The sequence below is a fragment of the Pontitalea aquivivens genome (assembly GCF_046507575.1).
GTDB classification, from domain to species: Bacteria; Pseudomonadota; Alphaproteobacteria; order Rhodobacterales; family Rhodobacteraceae; genus Pontitalea; species Pontitalea aquivivens.
This window is the reverse complement of the sequence record NZ_JBKFEY010000001.1, coordinates 707082-726405: the sequence shown is the minus strand read 5'-3', so window position 1 is coordinate 726405 and position 19324 is coordinate 707082. Positions and strand designations below refer to the sequence as shown.

Genomic DNA, 19324 nt, shown 5'->3' with positions numbered 1-19324 from the left:
CTCCCCGCCCCTGCTGGGGGGGGGGGGGCCGCCCCGGGGGGGGGGGGGGGGGGGGGCCGCCCCCCCCCCTCTTGCCACAGGCCCAGCCGCCGGGGGCTCTGCCCCCGGACCCCCGGGATATTTGGACAAAGCCGAAGGGGAACGATCAGAGATCGGGCGCCATCAGGCCCGTGGCGCGGCAGAAGGCGGCCAGGATCGCGCGGCTGTCTTCCGTCCAGTCCGCCGCGCGCGCGGCAAAAAGCGTGGCCTGGCTTTGATGGATCAGCCCGTCGGACAGAATCTTGAGGTGGTTGGCGCGCAGCGTTTCCCCCGATGAGGTGATATCGGCGATCGCCTCGGCGGTGAGGTTCTTGACCGTACCTTCGGTTGCACCCTGGCTGTCGACCAGCTGATAATCCGCCACGCCTTCACGGGTCAGGAATTCGCGCACCAGACGGTGGTATTTCGTGGCGATCCGCAGCCGGTGACCATGGGCGCGGCGAAAGGCATGGGCGACGGCGTCCAGGTCTTCCAGCGTGTCGACATCGGCCCAGCAGGCAGGGACGGCAATGATCAGATCGGCATGGCCAAAGCCCATCGGCGCCAGGCCGGACACCTGGGCCTGCCAATCGGCCAGCTTGTCGCGCACCAGGTCCGACCCCGTCACCCCCAGATGGATGCGCCCCGCCGCCAGTTCGCGCGGAATTTCGCCCGCCGACAGAAGCACCAGTTCCACGCCATCCGCGCCCTCGACCGCGCCGGCATATTCGCGGTCAGACCCGGTGCGGCGCAGGCGCACACCGCGCGCCGCGAACCAGTCGAAGCATTGTTCCATCAGCCGCCCCTTGGACGGCACGCCCAGCTTCAGCGTCATCCGCCCAGCCCCCCAAGATCCGCGACCAGTCCGGGCCGGATCACCCCGCCCACCGCCGGGATCGACCGGCCCTGCCCCAGCACCCGCGTCAGCGCGTCATAGCGCCCGCCCGAGGCCACCGGCGGCAGGTCCGGCGCGGCGGCGGAAAAGGTGAAGACGAAGCCGTCGTAATATTCCATCGTGGTCCGCCCGTGGCTGGCGTCAAAGCCGACCGCGCCAAGGTCGATCCCGCGCGCCGCCAGCGCCGCCAGCCGCGCCTGCAGCCGCGCGATGGCGGGGGCAAGGGCGGGGCTGTCCAGCGCCAGAAGCCGGTCAACCGCCTGGTCCGCGGGGCAGCGCAGCGCGAACAGCGCATCAAGACGCGCCACGTCCCGCGCGGCGATCGGCGGGGCGGCGGCATCCTCGCGCAGGCGGGCAATGCGGGCCTGCATCTCTTGCGCCGTACGCTGGCCGATCCAGGGGACATCGCTTGCGGCCTGCCCCGCCAGCAGCACGGCGCGCGCGGGCGGCACCGGCACCAGCCCGGCATAGCGTTCCAGCAGCCTGTGGAACCGCTGCGGGCGCCAGATATGACGCATCAGCGCGGCCTTGCGCGCAGGCAGCGTCTCAAGCCCCGCCACCGCCGCCGCCAGAACGCCGATATCGCCGATCGTCGCGCGCAGGTTCAGCGGTGCCAGCGCCCGGGCGAACAGGGCAAAGACCTCGGCATCGGCCTGATCGGGGGCGGCGCGGTCAAAGACCTCATAGCCCGCCTGGAAATATTCCGCCGCCCGTGCCGGGCCGCGGTGATCCTGCCTGCGAAAGACCTCGCCCAGATAGCAATAACGCGCGGGTTCGGCGTCGTTTTGCATATGCGCCTGCACCACAGGTACGGTGAAATCGGGGCGCAGCATCATTTCACCGCGCAAGGGATCGGCGGTGACATAGGCGCGGGCGCGGATATCCTCGCCATACAGATCCAGCAGCGCCTCGGCCGGTTGCAGGATGTCGGGATCGACCTCGACCGCGCCTGCGGCACGAAAGACCTCAAGAAGGCGCGCGCCGGTCGCGCGGGCGGCGGATTTGCTGGCCATCACGCCCCCGTCACGTTCTGGCCCAGCATCTTGCGCACGGTGGCGACCATGTCGGTGCGGGCGACCTCGACCTGGGCGGGCTGGGATTTCCATTCTTCCAAAGAGGCTTGCGCGGCGATCTTCGCACCCAGAACGAGGTCCTTGATCTGCACCACGCCGCGCGCGGCCTCATCCCCGCCCTGGATGATCGCCACGGGGCTTTCGCGCTTGTCGGCGTATTTCAACTGGTTGCCGAAGTTCCTGGGATTGCCCAGATAAACCTCGGCGCGGATGCCAGCGCGGCGCAGTTCGGCGGCCATCGCCAGATAATCGCCCATCCGGTCGCGGTCCATCACCGTCACCACGACGGGGCCCTGCGCCTGCCCGCCGATCCGGCCCTTGGCGCGCAGCGCGGCCAGCAGCCGGTCGACCCCGATCGACACGCCCGTGGCCGGCACCGCCTGCCCGGTGAAACGCTTGACCAGATCGTCATAGCGCCCGCCGCCCGCGACCGAACCGAACTGCCGCTTGCGGCCCTTTTCATCCAGGATTTCAAAGGTCAGTTCCGCCTCGAAGACCGGGCCGGTGTAATAGCCAAGGCCGCGTACGACCGAGGGGTCGATGACGATGCGGTCGGGGCCATAGCCCTGACCGTCCAGCAATTCGGCGATTGTTTCCAGCTCGGAAACACCTTCCATCCCAAGGACCGAGCCGCCGACCAGATCGCGCAGCCGCGCCGCCGTGGCCGCCCCCGTGTCGCGTTTCGCGGACATGAAGCCCATGACGATATCGGCCTGTTCGTCGGACAGGCCCGCGCCGGGGGTAAAATCGCCCGACTCGTCCATCCGGCCCTTGCCCATCAGCGCGCGCACGCCGGGTTCGCCGAATTTGTCGAACTTGTCGATGGCGCGCATCACGATGCCGCGCTCATGCGCGAATTTTTCGGGATCGGCAGGGTCCAGCACGCCCGCCACCTCCATCACGCCGTTCAGGACCTTGCGGTTGTTGACCCGCACGATGTAATCGCCGCGCGGAATGCCCACGGCTTCCAGCGCATCCGACAGCATGCCGCAGATTTCGGCATCCGCGGCCACGCTGGCCGAACCGACCGTATCGGCATCACATTGATAGAACTGGCGGAAACGCCCCGGCCCCGGCTTTTCGTTACGCCAGACCGGACCCATCGTGAAGCGCCGGTAGGGGCTGGGCAGGTCGTTGCGGAACTGCGCCGCGACGCGCGCAAGCGGCGCGGTCATGTCATAGCGCAGCGCCAGCCAGTCGCCATCCTCTTCCTGCCAGGCAAAGACACCTTCGTTCGGGCGGTCCACATCGGGCAGGTATTTCCCCAGCGCCTCGACGGTTTCCACCGCGCTGGTTTCCAGCGGGTCGAAGCCATGCGCCTGATAGACCCGCGCGATCGTGTCAAGCATCTGCTTGCGTTCGGTCACATCCGCGCCGAAATAGTCGCGAAATCCCTTCGGCGTCTCCGCGCGCGGGCGACGGGGGGATTTGTCCTTGGCCATGGCTTGCACCTCGTGCTGTTCTTGGCCGAGGGTGTAACGGATGGGGCGCGGGGCGGCAACAGGGGGTTTGACATGCGCGAACGGATCGAACGGGCCGAGGAACAGATTGCCCACCTGACACGGACGGTCGAGGATCTGTCCGATGTCGTCGCCCGGCAGGAGGTCGAGATCACCCGGCTGACGCGCCGCCTTGGACTGCTGCTGGAACGCGAGGCGGAACGCGAACTGGACGGCGGCGGCACCATTCCGCTGGCCGATCAGCGCCCGCCGCACTGGTAGGGCCAGGCGGCTGGCACGGCGCGGAGGGCCTACATCTCTTCGACCGTGGCCACGCCGCGCAGCGCGCGGATCGCGCCCTTGACCTGCGGGTTCACCGGAAAGTCGCGCCCGGCCGAAATTTCATATTCCGCGCCCCGCGCCAGATCGTTGACGCAGAAATTGACCGGGCCGCGCGCGCGTACCCGCGCCTCTTGCTGCATCCGCGCCAGAAGGGCGGCCACCGCGGCCACGGCCTCGGGCGTTTCGACATGCACCCGCAGCCCCGCGCCACCGGCATCCGCGGCCACGCTGTCGATCGGCTGGGCCCCGCGCGCCAGCAACTTCAGCGTCTCGCCTTCCATATTGGCCTCGACCGTCAGCACCACGGCCTGCCCCGGTTCCAGATATTGCCGTGCGGCCTCCAGCGTGTCGGAAAACACCGTCACCTCATAAAGCCCGGTCGGATCGGACAGCGAGACAAAGGCGAAACGGTTGCCCTTGGCGGATTTCTTTTCCTGCCGCGCGGCCACATTACCCGCGATCTTGGCCACCACCGGCCCGGATTCGGCGCGCGCGGTCAGTTCGGCCAGCGTCATCACCTTCTTGCGCTTCAGCGCGGGCATATAATCATCCAGCGGATGGCCCGACAGGTAAAAGCCCACGGCCTTGTGTTCCTCGGCCAGGCGTTCGGCGGGCATCCAGTCGTCGGTATCGGCCATGCGGGGGGGCGGCAGATCCTCACCCGCCTCGCCGAACAGCGACACCTGCGCGCTGGTCCGGGCCTCGGCCACCGCGGCCGACCAGGCGGCCAGCGCGTCCAGACTTTCAAAGACGCGCTTGCGGTTCGGATCCAGCGCGTCAAAGGCGCCCGCCCGGGCCAGCATTTCCAGCGGCCGCTTGCCGATGCGTTTCAGATCGCAGCGCCGGGCGAAATCGGTCAGGTCGGCAAAGGGCCGGTCGCCCCGCGCCGCCACGATCAGGCGCATCGCATCGACGCCCACGTTCTTCAGCGCGCCCAGGGCATAGACCAGTTTCTGATCGACCACGTCAAAGGTCGCTAGCGAACGGTTGACGCAGGGCGCGATCACCTCGATGCCCATGTTGCGCCGCGCCTCGGCGACATAGATCGCCAGCTTGTCGGTCAGATGGATATCGCAGTTCATGACGCCGGCCATGAATTCCACCGGGTGGTTGGCCTTCAGCCAGGCGGTCTGATAGCTGACGATCGCATAGGCCGCGGCGTGCGATTTGTTGAAGCCATAGTTTGCGAATTTTTCCAGCAAGTCAAATACTTCGCCTGATTTCTTCGCGTCGATTCCATGCGTGACCTTGGCGCCCTCGATGAATTTCGGGCGTTCCTTGGCCATTTCCTCGGCGATCTTCTTGCCCATCGCGCGGCGCAACAGGTCGGCGCCGCCAAGGCTGTAGCCCGCCATCACCTGGGCGATCTGCATCACCTGTTCCTGATAGACGATGATGCCCTGGGTTTCCGCCAGGATCGGGTCGATGGTGGGATGCAGGCTTTCCAGCGGCCGCAGCCCGTGCTTGACCTCGCAATAGACGGGGATGTTTTCCATCGGGCCGGGACGATACAGCGCCACCAGCGCCACGATATCCTCGATGCAGGTGGGTTTCATCCGCCGCAGCGCATCCATCATGCCGGAACTTTCGACCTGGAACACCGCCACCGTCTGCGCGCGGGCGTAAAGGTCATAGGTCTTGGCATCATCGATCGGGATCGCGTTGATCTGATCCTCGGCGCCCTCGGCGGGGTCGTACAGCCGGGTGCCGGCTGCGTCCACATGCAGCGGGCGACCGGATTTGTGGATCATCTCGACCGCGTTCTGGATCACCGTCAGCGTTTTCAGACCCAGAAAGTCGAACTTGACCAGACCGGCCTGTTCCACCCATTTCATGTTGAACTGGGTCGCGGGCATGTCGGATCGCGGGTCCTGATACAGCGGCACCAGTTCATCCAGCGGACGGTCGCCGATCACGACCCCGGCCGCGTGGGTCGAGGCGTTGCGCAACAGCCCCTCGACCTGCTGGGCATAGTTCAGCAGGCGTGCCACGACCTCTTCGGCGCGCGCCGCCTCGCGCAGGCGCGGCTCGTCGGCCAGCGCCTTTTCGATGCTGACGGGCTTGACGCCTTCGACCGGGATCATCTTGGACAGCCGGTCCACCTGCATGAAGGACATCTGCAACACGCGCCCCACATCGCGCACCGCGGCCTTCGACAAAAGCGCGCCGAAGGTGATGATCTGGCCCACCTTCTCGCGCCCGTATCTGCCCTGGACATAGTGGATCACCTCTTCGCGGCGATCCATGCAGAAGTCGATGTCGAAGTCCGGCATCGAAACGCGTTCAGGGTTCAGGAAGCGTTCGAACAGCAGGCTGTAGCGCAGCGGGTCAAGGTCGGTGATCGTCAGCACATAGGCCACAAGCGACCCCGCGCCCGACCCCCGCCCCGGCCCCACCGGAATCCCCTGCGCCTTGGCCCATTTGATGAAATCGGCAACGATCAGGAAATAGCCCGGAAAGCCCATCTGCTCGATGATGCCCAGCTCGAATTCCAGCCGCGCGCGGTATTCCCCGACCGGGGCCGCGTGCGGGATCACCGCCAGACGCGCGTCCAGCCCCGCCCAGGCCTGACGGCGCAGTTCCTCAACTTCGTCATCGGCGAATTTCGGCAGGATCGGCTTGCGCTTACAGGCGGCAAAGGCACAGCGGCGCGCGATTTCCACCGTATTTTCCAAGGCCTCGGGCAGATCGGCGAACAGCGCCGCCATCTCGGCCTCGGATTTGAAGTAATGCTGCGGCGTCAGGCGGCGGCGCGGTTCCTGCTGGTCGACATAGGCGCCCTCGGCAATGCAGATCAGCGCGTCATGCGCCTCATACATCTCGGGCCTGGGGAAATAGACATCGTTGGTGGCCACCAGCGGCAGGCCCATGTCATAGGCCATCTCGATCAGCCCGCGCTCGGTCGCCCGCTCGGCCGCGGGCAGCGCGCCGCCTTCACCGGGATGGCGCTGCAGTTCCACATACAGCCGGCCCGGACAGATCGCCGCCAGCCGCTCCATCAACAGCCGCGCCTTGCCCGCCTGCCCCGCCTGCAGGAACCGGCCCACCGGACCATCCGCCCCGCCGGTCAGACAGATCAGCCCCGCCGCATGGGCGGCCAGTTCATCCAGCGTCACCTGCGGCAACTGCCCGCCCTTGTCCAGATACAGGCAGGAATTCAGCTTCATCAGGTTCATGTAACCCGCTTCATCCTGCGCCAGCAGAACCACCGGCGCGGGCGGGCGCGGCCGCTCACCGGGCTGGGCCGGGTCATGCGCGACCGAGACCTGACAACCCACGATCGGCTGCACCCCCGCGCCCTGCGCCAGAACCGAAAATTCCAGGGCTGCGAACATCGCATTGGTATCGGTCACCGCCACGGCCGGCATCCCGGCCTTTTCGCAAAGCCCGATCAGCTTTTTCACCGGCACCGCCCCTTCCAGAAGCGAATATTCGGTGTGCACGCGCAGGTGGATGAATCGCGGATGTGTCATGGCGCGACCCTAGCCCAGCCGCCCGGCGGCGGAAAGGGCTTGCCAAATCGCCCGGTCCTGCGGTTTCCTGACCAACAGGACAAAAGGCGCCCCCGCTTTACGCCGCATCGGGCGGGGCGCCCCGTGCCTTGGCGCAAAAGACCGCGGCGGATTGCATCATGAATATCTCGTTTCTTCTGAACGGGGAAACCACGCATGCGACGGTCACCGACCCCACGCGCACGGTGCTGGACTGGCTGCGCGAGGACCGCCGCCTGACCGGCACCAAGGAAGGCTGCAACGAAGGCGATTGCGGCGCCTGCACGGTGATGGTCACCGACGAATCCGGCAGCCGCGCGCTGAACGCCTGCCTGCTGTTCCTGCCCCAGATCCACGGCAAGGCGCTGCGCACGGTCGAAGGCATCGCCGCCCCCGACGGCCGGCTGCACCCGCTGCAACAGGCGATGATCGACGAACACGCCAGCCAGTGCGGGTTCTGCACACCGGGCTTCGTGGTCTCGCTGGCCACGGCGCATCTGAACGGACGCCAGGATCACGACGACATCCTGGCCGGCAACCTGTGCCGCTGCACCGGCTATGCCCCCATCATCCGCGCGGCCCGCGCCGCCCGATCCGCCCCCGCGCCCGACTGGCTGGTGAAAGACCGCCCCCATGCCCCTGCTTTCGGCTTTGCCGAAATATCCTCGGGGGTGCGGGGGCAGACAGCCCCCGCGGTCCTGCCCGCAACCACCGATGACCTGGCCCGGGCCTGTCTGGACACGCCCGACGCCCGGCTTGTCGCAGGCGCGACCGATCTGGGGCTTTGGGTCACCAAGGATCTGCGCGACCCTGGCCCGCTGATCTTCATAAACCGCTGCAAGGACCTTTGCCAGATCGCTGAAAAAGATGGTGAAATCACCATCGGCGCGGGCGTGACCATTGCCGCCCTGCGCACGGCGATGGAAGGCCCGCACCCCGCCTTTGCCGCCCTGTTGCGCCGCTTTGCCAGCGAACAGATCCGCCAGGCGGCGACGATCGGCGGCAATATCGCCAATGGCTCGCCGATCGGCGATGGCCCGCCCGTGCTGATCGCCCTTGGCGCGCGCCTGACGCTGCGGCGGGGGGGCGATCGCCGGCACATGCCGCTGGAGGATTTCTTTCTCGACTATCGCAAGCAGGACCTCCGCCCCGGCGAATTCGTCGAAAGCGTCACGATCCCGGCAACCGCGCCGGGGCTTGCCTGCTACAAACTGTCCAAACGCTTCGATCAGGACATCTCGGCGGTTTGCGGCGCGATCAACCTGACCGTGGACGGCGCAAGGATCAGCGCCGCGCGCATCGCCTTTGGCGGCATGGCCGGTACCCCGAAACGCGCCCGCGCGACGGAAGCCGCGCTGACCGGCGCCCCCTGGTCCGAGGCCGCGATCACCGCCGCCCTGCCGGCACTTGCCGCCGATTTCACGCCGCTGGACGATCTGCGCGCCTCGGCCGACTACCGGATGGCGGGGGCACGCGCGATGCTGCGCCGCTATTGGCTGGAACGCAGCGGCGTCACAACCGCAGTGTCGGAGGTCCGGGCATGAGCGTGACCCAACCCCTGCCCCATGATTCGGCCCGCCTGCATGTCACGGGGGCGGCGCGCTATACCGATGACATCCCCACCCCCGCGGGCACGCTGCATCTGGCCTTTGGCCTGTCGCCGGTCGCCCATGGCCGGATCGCGGCGCTGGATCTGGACCCGGTGCGCCAAAGCCCCGGCGTGGTCGCGGTGATCCGGGCCGGGGATCTGCCCTTTGCCAATGACATCTCGGCCTCGGCCGGGGATGAGCCGCTGCTGGCGCAGGGCCTGGTGCATTACCTGGGCCAGCCGGTCTTTCTGGTGGTGGCCGAAAGCCACCGCGCGGCGCGGGTGGCGGCGCGGGCCGCGCGCATCGACATCGCCCCCCTGCCGCCGATCCTGACCATCGATCAGGCGCTGGCGGCAAACAGCCGTTTCGAGGCCGGCCCCGTGGTCTGGACCCGCGGCGATGCCGATGCCGCCATCGCGCGCGCCGCCCATGTCGTCACGGGCCGGATTGAAATCGGCGGGCAGGAACATTTCTATCTGGAAGGCCAGGCGGCGCTGGCGCTGCCCGGCGATGAGGGGGTGGTGGTCCACTGTTCCAGCCAGCACCCCAGCGAAATCCAGCACAAGGTGGCCGAGGCGCTGGGGCTGGCGCTGCATGACGTGCGGGTGGAAATGCGCCGCATGGGCGGGGGCTTTGGCGGCAAGGAAAGCCAGGGCAATGCGCTGGCGGTCGCCTGTGCGGTGGCCGCGCGCGCCACGGGGCGACCCTGCCGGATGCGCTATGACCGCGACGACGATTTCATCATCACCGGCAAGCGCCACGACTTCCGCATCGACTATCGCGCGGGGGTGGATGCGGAAGGCCGCCTGCTGGGGGTGGATTTCACCCATTACGCCCGCTGCGGCTGGGCCCAGGATCTTAGCCTGCCGGTCGCCGACCGCGCGATGCTGCATGCCGACAACGCCTATTTCATCCCCGCGATGCGGATCGAAAGCCACCGGCTGCGCACCAATACCCAAAGCGCCACCGCCTTTCGCGGTTTCGGCGGGCCGCAGGGCATGCTGGGGATGGAACGGGTGATGGACCATATCGCGCATCAGACGGGGTTTGACCCGCCGGAGCTGCGCCGGCGCAATTTCTACGCGCCCGCAAATTTCTACGCGCCCGCAAGCGGCCCGGCGGGGGGGCTGTCTGCCCCCCCGGGCCCCCCCGAGGATATTTCCGCAAAGCCGAAGGGGGAAGCCGCCGCGCAAGACACCCATTACGGTCAGCCGGTCGAGGATTTCATCCTGCACGATCTGGTGGCGGAACTGGAAAACAGCAGCGATCTGGCCGCGCGGCGCGCCGCGATTGCACAGTGGAACCGCGGCCAGCCGGTGCTGAAGCGCGGCCTTGCGCTGAGCCCGGTGAAATTCGGGATTTCCTTCACGCTGACGCATCTGAACCAGGCGGGCGCGCTGGTGCATGTCTATCAGGACGGCTCGGTCGCGGTGAACCACGGCGGAACCGAGATGGGCCAGGGCCTGCACCGCAAGGTGACACAGGTGGCGGCGGCGGCCTTTGGCCTGCCCGTCGAGCGGGTACGGATCAGCGCCACCGATACCGGCCGGGTGCCCAATACCTCGGCCACGGCGGCCTCATCGGGGGCGGACATGAACGGCATGGCCGTGAAAGCCGCCTGCGACACGATCCGGGGCCGGATTGCGGATTTTCTGGCCGACCGGGCTGGCTGTGCCCCGACCGAGGTGCATTTTGCCGAAGGACGCATCTATGCGGGCGAAACCGGGATGAGCTTTGCCGCGGCGGTGGCCGCGGCCTATCAGGCGCGCATCAGCCTGTCGGCCACCGGGTTCTATGCCACGCCCAAGCTGGACTGGGACCGCGCCGCGGGCCGGGGCCGGCCGTTCTTCTATTTCGCCTATGGCGCGGCCGTGACCGAGGTGGTGATCGACACGCTGACCGGCGAGAACCGGATTCTGCGCGCCGACATCTTGCATGATGCCGGCGCCAGCCTGAACCCGGCGATCGATCTGGGCCAGGTCGAGGGCGGCTATGTCCAGGGTGCGGGCTGGCTGACGACCGAAGAGCTGGTCTGGGACGATCGGGGGCGGCTGCGCACGCATGCGCCATCGACCTACAAGATCCCGGCCTGTTCGGACCGTCCGTCGGTGTTCAACGTGGCGCTGTGGCCGGGCGAGAACCGCGAAGAGACGATCTATCGGTCGAAAGCCGTAGGTGAGCCGCCGTTGATGCTGGGGATTTCGGCCTTTCTGGCGTTGTCGGATGCCTGCGCTTCCTGCGGGCCGCACTATCCCGACCTGCGCGCCCCCGCCACGCCCGAGGCCGTGCTGGCCGCCGTGGCCCGCGCGCGGGGGGAGATGCCATGACCCTGTGTCCCGAAACGCTGGCCCGCGCCGCGGCGCGCGGCCCCTTTGTCCGGGTGCTGGTGGCCGAGGCGCGCGGATCGGCCCCGCGCGAGGCAGGGGCCGCGATGCTGGTCTGGCCCGACGCGACCGAAGGCACGATCGGCGGCGGGCGGCTGGAATGGCAGGCGATCGCCTGCGCCCGCGGTCTGTCGGCCCCGCGGCTGGAACGCATCGCCCTTGGCCCGGCGCTGGGCCAGTGCTGCGGCGGGGCGGTGACGCTGGCCTATGAGATCTGGGATGCGGCGCGGATCGCAGACCTGACCGGCCCGATCCATGCCCGCCGGATCGAGGGGCCGGCGGCGATGCCGCTGACGGTCGCCCGCGCCCTGGCCCGCGCCCGCGACCGGGGCGCGGCCCCGCCGCTGCTGCGCGAGGGCTGGCTGATCGAGGCGGTGGCGCCGCCGCCCGTGCCGGTCTGGATCTGGGGGGCGGGCCATGTCGGGCGCGCGGTGGTGTCGGTGCTGGCGCCGCTGCCGGGGCTGGCGCTGCGCTGGGCCGACACCGGGGCGGATCGCTTTCCCGGCCTGCCCGCGGGCGTGACGCCGCTGATCGCGGAAAACCCCGCCGATCTGGTGGCGCTGGCGCCGCGCGGGGCGCATCATCTGGTGCTGACCTATTCGCATGCGCTGGACCTGGAGCTGTGCCACCGGCTGCTGGGGCATGGCTTTGCCAGTCTTGGGCTGATCGGTTCGGCCAGCAAGGCGGCGCGGTTTCGGGCGCGGCTGCGGTCGCTTGGCCATCACGATACCGCAATTTCGCGCATCACCTGCCCGATTGGCGATCCCGGCCTTGGCAAACATCCGCAGGCCATTGCGGTGGGGGTCGCAGCCGCGCTACTGAGGGACCAGAGCGCGGCGGCCCGAACGGCCGCACCAACCGCAAAAGGATGCGCCGGGTGATTGGGGACGGAACTGGGGACGGAACGGAACGGAACATGCTGTTGACGGTCGAGGGGCTGACCAAGGCCTATCCGGGCGTGCTGGCCAATGACGGGGTCAGCTTTGCCGTCGCCCCGGGCGAGGTGCATGCGCTGCTGGGCGAAAACGGCGCGGGCAAATCCACGCTGGTCAAGATGATCTACGGGCTGGTCAGGCCGGATGCGGGCGCGATGCGCCTGCATGGCGCACCCTATGACCCGGCCGAGCCGCGCGCGGCACGCGCCGCGGGCGTGGCGATGGTGTTTCAGCATTTCTCGCTGTTCGAGGCGCTGAATGTTGCCGAAAACGTAGCCCTTGGCATGGAAAACCCGCCGCCGATGCGCGCGCTGGCGGGCCGCATCCGCGCGGTGTCGAACGCCTATGGCCTGCCGCTGGACCCGGGCCGCACAGTAGGCGATCTGTCGGCGGGCGAACGCCAGCGGGTCGAGATCATCCGCTGCCTGCTGCAGGACCCGAAGCTGCTGATCATGGACGAACCGACCAGCGTGCTGACCCCGCAAGAGGTGGAGATCCTGTTTCACACCCTGCGCAAGCTGGCGGCCGAGGGCACGGCGATCCTGTATATCTCGCACAAGCTCGAGGAAATCCGCGCGCTGTGCGACACCGCCACGATCCTGCGCGGCGGGCGCGTGGTGGCCAGCTGCGCCCCGCGCGACAAATCGGCGCGCGCGCTGGCCGAGATGATGGTGGGCGCCGAACTGAAGCCCGTTGACCGCACGGGGCGGCGCACGGGCGCGGTGGTCTTGCAGGTGGCCGGGCTGGATCTGGCGCCGCTGTCGCCCTTTGGCCCGGCGCTGCGCGGGGTGGGGTTCGATCTGCGCCGGGGCGAGGTTCTGGGCATCGGCGGGGTTGCGGGCAACGGCCAGGAAGAGCTGCTGGCGGCGCTGTCGGGCGAACGGCCCACGGCGCCGGGCACGGTGCGTCTGGACGGGCGCGACATCGCGGGCCTTGGCCCCAATGCGCGCCGCGCCCTGGGCCTTTTGGCCGCGCCCGAGGAACGGCTGGGCCATGCCGCCGCCCCCGACCTTAGCCTGACGGACAATGCGATCCTGACAGGAACGGTCCGCAAGCCACTGACCCGAAATGGTTTCATCGACAAATCCGCCGCGCGCCGGTTTGCGCAGTCGGTGATTTCCGCCTTTGACGTGCGCACGCCCGGCCCCGATGTGGCCGCGCGCGCCCTGTCGGGGGGCAACCTGCAGAAATTCGTCATCGGCCGCGAGGTTTTGCAGGACCCCGGGGTTCTGGTGGTCAACCAGCCGACCTGGGGCGTGGATGCCGCCGCCGCCGCCGCGATCCGCCAGGCGCTGCTGGATCTGGCCGCGCGCGGGGCGGCGGTGATTGCGATCAGCCAGGATCTGGATGAGCTGCTGGAAATTTCGGACCGGTTCGCGGCCCTGAACGAGGGCCGCCTGTCGGCCCCGCGCGACACCGCGCAGCTGACGCTTGAGGAAATCGGGCTGATGCTGGGCGGCGCGCATGGCATGCAGGAGGCCGCACCATGATCACCCTTGTCAAACGGCCGATGCCGTCGCGGATGTGGTCGGTTGCGACCCCCGTGGTGGCCGTCATCGCCACGATGATCGCGGGGGGCATTCTGTTCGCGGCGCTGGGCAAGGACCCGGTGGCGGCGATCCGCACCATCTTCTGGGATCCGCTGTTCGGGCCCAATGCGGGCTATTTCCGTGGCCAGCTGCTGGTCAAGGCGGGGCCGCTGATCCTGATCGCCTCGGGGCTGGCGGTGGGCTTTCGCGCGGGTATCTGGAACATCGGCGCCGAGGGGCAATACATCATCGGCGCGATCTGTGGCGCGGGGCTGGCGCTGGCGGTCTTTCCGGCCGAAAGCGCGGCGCTGTTCCCGGCGATGGTGGTCGCGGGGGCCTTCGGTGGTCTGGTCTGGGCGATGATCCCGGCGCTGCTGAAGAACCGCTTTGGCGTGTCGGAAATCCTGGTGTCTTTGATGCTGGTCTATGTGGCACAGAACCTGCTGGCCTACATGGCCTTTGGCCCGATGAAGAACCCGCAGGGCTTTGGCTTTCCCGGGTCGCGCAACCTGCAGCAATACCCGTCCGCCCATAACCCCGACCTGATCGCGGGCACGGGGATGCACTGGGGCGTGGTCGCGGCCCTTCTGGCGGTGATCGGCACCTATGTGCTGATGCATCGCCATATCGCGGGCTTTCGCATCCGCGTCGCGGGCGAGGCGCCCAAGGCCGCGCGGTTCGCGGGCGTCGTGCCCGCGCGGCTGGTGGTGGCATGCCTGGGGCTGTCGGGCGCGCTGGCAGGGCTGGCGGGTCTGTTTGAGGTCGCGGGCCCGTCCGGCCAGATCACCGATGCCTTCAACGCGGGCTATGGCTTTACCGCGATCATCGTGGCCTTTCTGGGCCGGCTGCATCCGATCGGCATCCTGCTGGCGGGGCTGTTGATGGCGCTGACCTATATCGGGGGCGACATGGCGCAGCTGATGCTGCAGCTTCCGGCCGCGGCGATTCAGGTGTTTCAGGGGATGTTGCTGTTCTTCCTGCTGGGCTTTGACCTGCTGACCAATTACCGCATCCGTTTCGGGGGGGCGCCGGCATGATCCTTGGCGGTATCGACATCGTTGTGCTGATCGCCACGCTGATGGCGGCCTCGACCCCGGTGCTGCTGGCCGCCACGGGCGAGCTGGTGGCCGAAAAGGCGGGCGTGCTGAACCTTGGCGTCGAGGGGATGATGATCATGGGCGCGGTAGGCGGCTTTGCCGCGGCCGTGGCCACCGGCAACCCGGTTCTGGGCTTTGCGGGCGGCGCGCTGGCGGGGGCCGCGATGGCGCTGGTCTTTGCCTTGCTGACGCAGGTCCTTTTGTCCAATCAGGTCGCCACGGGGCTGGCGCTGACGCTGTTCGGGCTGGGCCTGTCGGCGCTGATCGGCAAGGGCTTTGAAGGCGTGCGCCCGCCCGCCACGCCCAAGCTGCCCTTCGGGCCGCTGGCCGATCTGCCGGTGGCCGGGCGCATCCTGTTTTCGCATGACTGGATGGTCTATGCGTCATTGGCGCTGGTGGCGGCGACCTGGTGGTTCATGCGCCATTCCCGCGCCGGGCTGATCCTGCGCGCGGTGGGGGAAAACCACGATGCCGCCCATGCGCTGGGCTATCCTGTGGTGGCGGTGCGGGTGGCGGCGCTGGCCTTTGGCGGCGCGCTGGCGGGCCTTGGGGGCGCGTACCTGAGCCTGGTGCGCGTGCCGCAATGGACCGAGGGCATGACCGCGGGCGCGGGCTGGATCGCGCTGGCGATCGTGGTCTTTGCCAGCTGGCGGCCGGAACGGGTACTGCTGGGGGCCTATCTGTTCGGCGGCATCACCGCGATCCAGCTGCAGATGCAGGCGGCGGGCTACAGGATCCCGGTGCATCTGCTGACCATGGCGCCCTATGTCGTGACAATCGTGGCGCTTGTGCTGATCACCGCGCTGCACCGGCGCGGCGCGCAGGCCGCGCCCGCGGCCCTTGGCCGATCCTTCCATGCCTCGACCTGAGGCCCATCACCCGGCCCGCAGGGGCCTTAACCAACGGGGAGCACCCATGAACCGCAGATCCTTTCTGACCACCACCGCCGCGACCGCCCTGCTGGCCGCCGCGACCACCCTGCCCGCCTTTGCGCAGGATCCGCTGAAGGTGGGCTTCATCTATGTGGGCCCGGTGGGCGACATGGGCTGGTCCTATCAGCACGATCTGGGCCGCAAGGCGGTCGAGGCCGCCTATGGCGACCGCGTCGTCACCTCTTACGTCGAAAGCGTGCCCGAAGGCCCCGATGCCGAACGCGTGCTGACGCAGATGGCGCTGGAAGGCAACAAGCTGATCTTTGCCACCTCGTTCGGGTTCATGGATGCGGTGATGAATGTCGCCGCGAAATTCCCCGATGTGAAATTCGAACATGCCACCGGCTACAAGCGCGCCGACAATGTCGCCACCTATGACGCGCGCTTCTACGAAGGCCGCGCCGTTCTGGGCACGATCGCGGGCCACATGAGCAAGTCGAACAAGATCGGCTACATCGGGTCCTTCCCGATCCCCGAGGTGATCCAGGGCATCAACTCGTCCTTCATCCACGCCCGCAAGGTAAACCCGGATGTGGAAATGAAGGTGGTCTGGGCCTATACTTGGTTCGACCCCGCGAAAGAGGCCGATGCCGCCGCCGCCCTGATCGCCGAAGGCGTGGACGTGATCCTGCAGCACACCGATTCCACCGCGCCGCAGGCCAAGGCGCAGGAAGCCGGCATCTACAGCTTTGGCCAGGCGTCGGACATGGCGTCCTTTGCGCCCGCGCCGCGGATCGCCTCGATCATCGACAACTGGGACCCCTATTACGTCAAGCGCGTGGGCATGATGCTGGACGGCACCTGGGAATCCAGCGCCACCTGGGGCGGGATCGGTGACGGCGAGGTCGTGATCGGTGAAATCACCGAGGCCGTCCCCACCGAGGTCAAGGCCGAGGCCGAGGCGCTGCGCGACAAGATCGCATCGGGCGAATACCACCCCTTCACCGGCCCGCTGAACAAGCAGGACGGCAGCCCCTGGCTGGCCGAAGGTCAGGTGGCCACCGATGAGGAACTGTCGGGCCTGAACTTTTATGTCGAAGGCATCGCCGCCGAACTGCCGCAGTAAGGCAAGGGTAAGGCAAGGCGATCCGCGAAGGGCCGGGACATCCCGGCCCTTTTCGCTTCACTTCGGCGGGGCCGCGCAATGCGCGCCGCTGGCCGCCTGCCCCGATCCCAGCGCCAGCGCGGGCGGCGCCTTGTAGGGGTTCAGCGGCGCACTGCCCGCCAGATCGGCCAGCACCACCGCGCCGATCAGCGCCAGCACGCCCCATGCCACAGGTGCCCGCGTCATGCCTTTGCCTCCAGCCCGACCAGCGGGCGCAGCTTGATGCCGTAATAGCTGCCCGCGAAGGCCGCCACGAACCAGACCCAGCCATGCAGGCTGCCGGTGGAAATGCCGCTGAAAAAGGCCCCCACGTTGCAGCCAAACGCCAGCCGCGACGAATAGCCAAGCGCCAGCCCCGCCGCCACCGCCGCGACCCAGGCCCGCGCCGGCAGCCGCGCCACCCGGTCGCGCAGACCACCGCGCCAGACGCTGACCAGGAACGCCCCCGCGATGATGCCCAGATTGGTCAGCGAGGTCACATCGGTCAGCAGGCTTTGCGCCAGACGCTCGGCATTGCCGGGCGCGGCCCAGAAGCCGGTGGCCGACAGATCCGCCCCCAGCGCCTGCGCGCCCTTGCCGACCCACAGGCCCAGCCCATAGACCACGCCCCAGGGCTGGCCCGCCACCACCAGGTTCAGCACCGCCAGCACCGCCAGCGCCAGTGCCGCAAAGACCAGACGGCGGGGCAGCTTGCGCGCCTGCGGTGCGCCCAGCCACCAGACCAGCGCCGCCACCGCCGCCAGACCCGCCAGCGTCACCGCCAGGCCCGTGGTCCCCGACAGCGCCACCACCGGGGCCGATCCCAGGCCCATCCACCAGTCGATATGCAGCGTGCCCGCGAAACTGCCAATCGCAAAGAAGGGCAGCGCCAGCGCCGCCACCGCATTGCCGCTGCCCGCATTGACCAGCGTGCCCGACCCGCAGCCCAGAACCAGCTGCATCGCCGCGCCAAAGACAAAGGCCCCGCCGATCATCGCCACGCCCACCGGCGCATGGGCGCCGACCAGTTCACCGGGGTTGGCGCCGATCAGCGGAAAGGCCACCACCGCGACCAGCGCGATCGACAGAAGCTGCGCCAGGATGCCAGCCGGTTCGCGGCGCAGGATCATCGCGCGCCAGGGCCCGGCAAAGCCGAAGCGCAGCCCCTCAAGCGCGATACCAAAGCCAAGCCCGATCAGCAAAAGCAGGCCATAGCGCGCGCCGGCCAGCGCCGCCACGGCCAGAACCAGCACCCCCGCCCCCGCCACAAGCCCCGCCCGCCCGAACAGGCGCGCGGGACCGGCGGGCAGATGTTCCACCTGCGTCATGGCTTAGAACACGCTCGTGATCTGGTTCCACAGGTTGCGGATCGGCCCGGGAACATTGTCCATCGGCAGACCCGCCTGCGACCAGCCCACCATCGAATCGGGGTAAAGCCTGACCTGTTCGACCCCGGCCAGCTCGCTCAGCGCGAACCAGTTGGTCGCGGCCCAGTGCCCGGTGTTGCAGAACGACACCAGCGGCGCATCGGCGTTGGTATAGCCCGCCTCGGCGGCCAGGCGCTTGACGGTGTCCACGTCGATCTTGCTGGGCGTGGAACCGAACCAGCGCGAATGGGTGAAGAATTCCGATTGCGGCAGCGTGCCGGGACGGGCGGCGGCGGCATGGGCCTGTTCGCCGGCCCAGAAGGATTCAGGGCGCGAATCGACCAGACGCGCGCGGTCCTTGCCCTCGACCACCTGCACGATGTCATCGGTGGTGGCCAGCCAGTCATCGGCCAGCGTCACGGTGATGTCGCTGGGCTGGGCCACGCCCGGCACGGTCGACAGGTCCAGCCGGGCCTCGGTCCAGGCGTTCATGCCGCCGTTCAGGATGGCCAGCTGGCTGACGCCGCTGGATTTCAGCGTCCAGTAGACACGCGCGGCGGCGCCGAAATCGGTTTCGTCCTTGCCCTGATGCACGATCAGCGTGGGACGGTCATGGGTCACGCCCAGACCGCGCAGCACCTCGGTCAGCTTGTCGGCCGAGGGCACCGCGCCGGGGTTTTCCTTGGGGCCGCGGAACAGCCCGTAGGGCGCGTGGATCGCCCCCTCGATGTGACCGGCGGCATAATCCGCGGCCTTGTTGTCCCCGTCTGACACGCGGATATCCAGCACCAGCGCATTGGCGGCGGGCTGCAGCGCCGCAAATTCCGCGGGCGTCAGCAGCGGGCCGAACAGGTTGGTCTGGGCCGCGCCCATCGAGGGGGCGGCGATCAGCGCCGCGAAGGTCGTCACCGCAAGAAACTGTTTCATCTGCAAACCCTTTCCATGCTTGCCGTTTCGTCCTGAAATGGCCAATCCGGCGCGGAAGGCAAGGGAAAATATTCTGTGAATCCGGGAAGAATCCGCAACAACCCGGAACAAAATCCCGTACAGGAAGACATCAGGAAACATTTTTCCAAATAAACGCAAATCATGCGGATATTCGCCCCGGCCCCGGGGCCACGACGGAACGGCTGGCCTTATCTTGCACCC

General features: G+C 68.2%; 15 protein-coding genes. 8 read left to right on the top strand and 7 right to left on the bottom strand.

All coding sequences use genetic code 11. The features are described 5' to 3' along the window. Nucleotides 1–145: 145 nt before the first annotated feature. From hisG to hisS, 3 genes are read right to left on the bottom strand one after another with little or no spacing between them, the layout of a single operon-like run. The gene (gene hisG / locus ACK8OU_RS03555) at nucleotides 146–853 is read right to left on the bottom strand and encodes an ATP phosphoribosyltransferase (protein WP_410301976.1); all 708 of its coding nucleotides are present in this window, start codon (nucleotides 851–853) and stop codon (nucleotides 146–148) included. After that, complete coding sequence (locus tag ACK8OU_RS03550; RefSeq protein ID WP_410301975.1) at nucleotides 850–1926, bottom strand: ATP phosphoribosyltransferase regulatory subunit; 1077 nt, start codon at nucleotides 1924–1926, stop codon at nucleotides 850–852. The genes hisG and ACK8OU_RS03550 overlap by 4 nt, the downstream gene beginning before the upstream one ends. Continuing rightward, nucleotides 1926–3428 carry a histidine--tRNA ligase gene (gene hisS / locus ACK8OU_RS03545; protein ID WP_410301974.1) on the bottom strand — a complete coding sequence of 501 codons (1503 nt, stop codon included), beginning with the start codon at nucleotides 3426–3428 and terminating at the stop codon, nucleotides 1926–1928. Before hisS ends, ACK8OU_RS03550 begins: the two co-directional genes overlap by 1 nt. Before the next feature lie 72 nt (nucleotides 3429–3500). On the opposite strand from hisS, the gene ACK8OU_RS03540 reads away from it, so the two are divergent. Next, complete coding sequence (locus tag ACK8OU_RS03540) at nucleotides 3501–3707, top strand: SlyX family protein (protein ID WP_410301973.1); 207 nt, start codon at nucleotides 3501–3503, stop codon at nucleotides 3705–3707. A 29-nt stretch (nucleotides 3708–3736) separates the two neighbouring features. On the opposite strand, the gene dnaE is transcribed toward ACK8OU_RS03540, so the two are convergent. Next, on the bottom strand, nucleotides 3737–7240 hold the full coding sequence (dnaE, locus tag ACK8OU_RS03535) for a DNA polymerase III subunit alpha (protein WP_410301972.1): 3504 nt from the start codon (nucleotides 7238–7240) through the stop codon (nucleotides 3737–3739). Between the two features lie 158 nt (nucleotides 7241–7398). Here dnaE and xdhA point away from each other — a divergent pair, with 158 nt between their 5' ends. Genes xdhA through ACK8OU_RS03500 form a run of 7 tightly spaced genes read left to right on the top strand, consistent with a single transcriptional unit; the run spans nucleotide 7399 to nucleotide 16790 of the window. After that, nucleotides 7399–8802, top strand: coding sequence for a xanthine dehydrogenase small subunit (xdhA, locus tag ACK8OU_RS03530; protein ID WP_410301971.1), 1404 nt, complete (start codon nucleotides 7399–7401; stop codon nucleotides 8800–8802). Beyond that, on the top strand, nucleotides 8799–11174 hold the full coding sequence (gene xdhB / locus ACK8OU_RS03525) for a xanthine dehydrogenase molybdopterin binding subunit (protein WP_410301970.1): 2376 nt from the start codon (nucleotides 8799–8801) through the stop codon (nucleotides 11172–11174). The genes xdhA and xdhB overlap by 4 nt, the downstream gene beginning before the upstream one ends. Next, entirely contained in the window at nucleotides 11171–12112 is a 942-nt protein-coding gene (gene xdhC / locus ACK8OU_RS03520) for a xanthine dehydrogenase accessory protein XdhC (protein ID WP_410301969.1), read from the top strand. The genes xdhB and xdhC overlap by 4 nt, the downstream gene beginning before the upstream one ends. Nucleotides 12113–12147: 35 nt before the next feature. After that, nucleotides 12148–13656, top strand: a complete 1509-nt coding sequence (locus ACK8OU_RS03515) for an ABC transporter ATP-binding protein (RefSeq protein ID WP_410301968.1) — start codon at nucleotides 12148–12150, stop codon at nucleotides 13654–13656. After that, nucleotides 13653–14732, top strand: a complete 1080-nt coding sequence (locus ACK8OU_RS03510) for an ABC transporter permease (protein WP_410301967.1) — start codon at nucleotides 13653–13655, stop codon at nucleotides 14730–14732. Before ACK8OU_RS03515 ends, ACK8OU_RS03510 begins: the two co-directional genes overlap by 4 nt. Continuing rightward, nucleotides 14729–15661, top strand: a complete 933-nt coding sequence (locus ACK8OU_RS03505) for an ABC transporter permease (protein ID WP_410301966.1) — start codon at nucleotides 14729–14731, stop codon at nucleotides 15659–15661. Before ACK8OU_RS03510 ends, ACK8OU_RS03505 begins: the two co-directional genes overlap by 4 nt. A gap of 46 nt (nucleotides 15662–15707) precedes the next feature. Then, nucleotides 15708–16790 (top strand): BMP family ABC transporter substrate-binding protein, encoded by a 1083-nt coding sequence (locus ACK8OU_RS03500; protein ID WP_410301965.1) that lies wholly within the window; start codon nucleotides 15708–15710, stop codon nucleotides 16788–16790. A gap of 57 nt (nucleotides 16791–16847) precedes the next feature. Here the strand turns inward: ACK8OU_RS03500 and ACK8OU_RS03495 are convergent, their stop codons facing one another. The 3 genes from ACK8OU_RS03495 to ACK8OU_RS03485 are packed head-to-tail and all read right to left on the bottom strand — an operon-like array spanning nucleotide 16848 to nucleotide 19102. Further along, the gene (locus ACK8OU_RS03495) at nucleotides 16848–17015 is read right to left on the bottom strand and encodes a hypothetical protein (RefSeq protein ID WP_410301964.1); all 168 of its coding nucleotides are present in this window, start codon (nucleotides 17013–17015) and stop codon (nucleotides 16848–16850) included. Beyond that, a complete protein-coding gene (locus ACK8OU_RS03490) occupies nucleotides 17012–18136 on the bottom strand; it encodes a YeeE/YedE thiosulfate transporter family protein (RefSeq protein ID WP_410301963.1) in 1125 nt (374 codons plus the stop codon). The genes ACK8OU_RS03495 and ACK8OU_RS03490 overlap by 4 nt, the downstream gene beginning before the upstream one ends. 3 nt (nucleotides 18137–18139) lie before the next feature. After that, nucleotides 18140–19102, bottom strand: a complete 963-nt coding sequence (locus tag ACK8OU_RS03485; RefSeq protein ID WP_410301962.1) for a sulfurtransferase — start codon at nucleotides 19100–19102, stop codon at nucleotides 18140–18142. Nucleotides 19103–19324 lie beyond the last annotated feature (222 nt).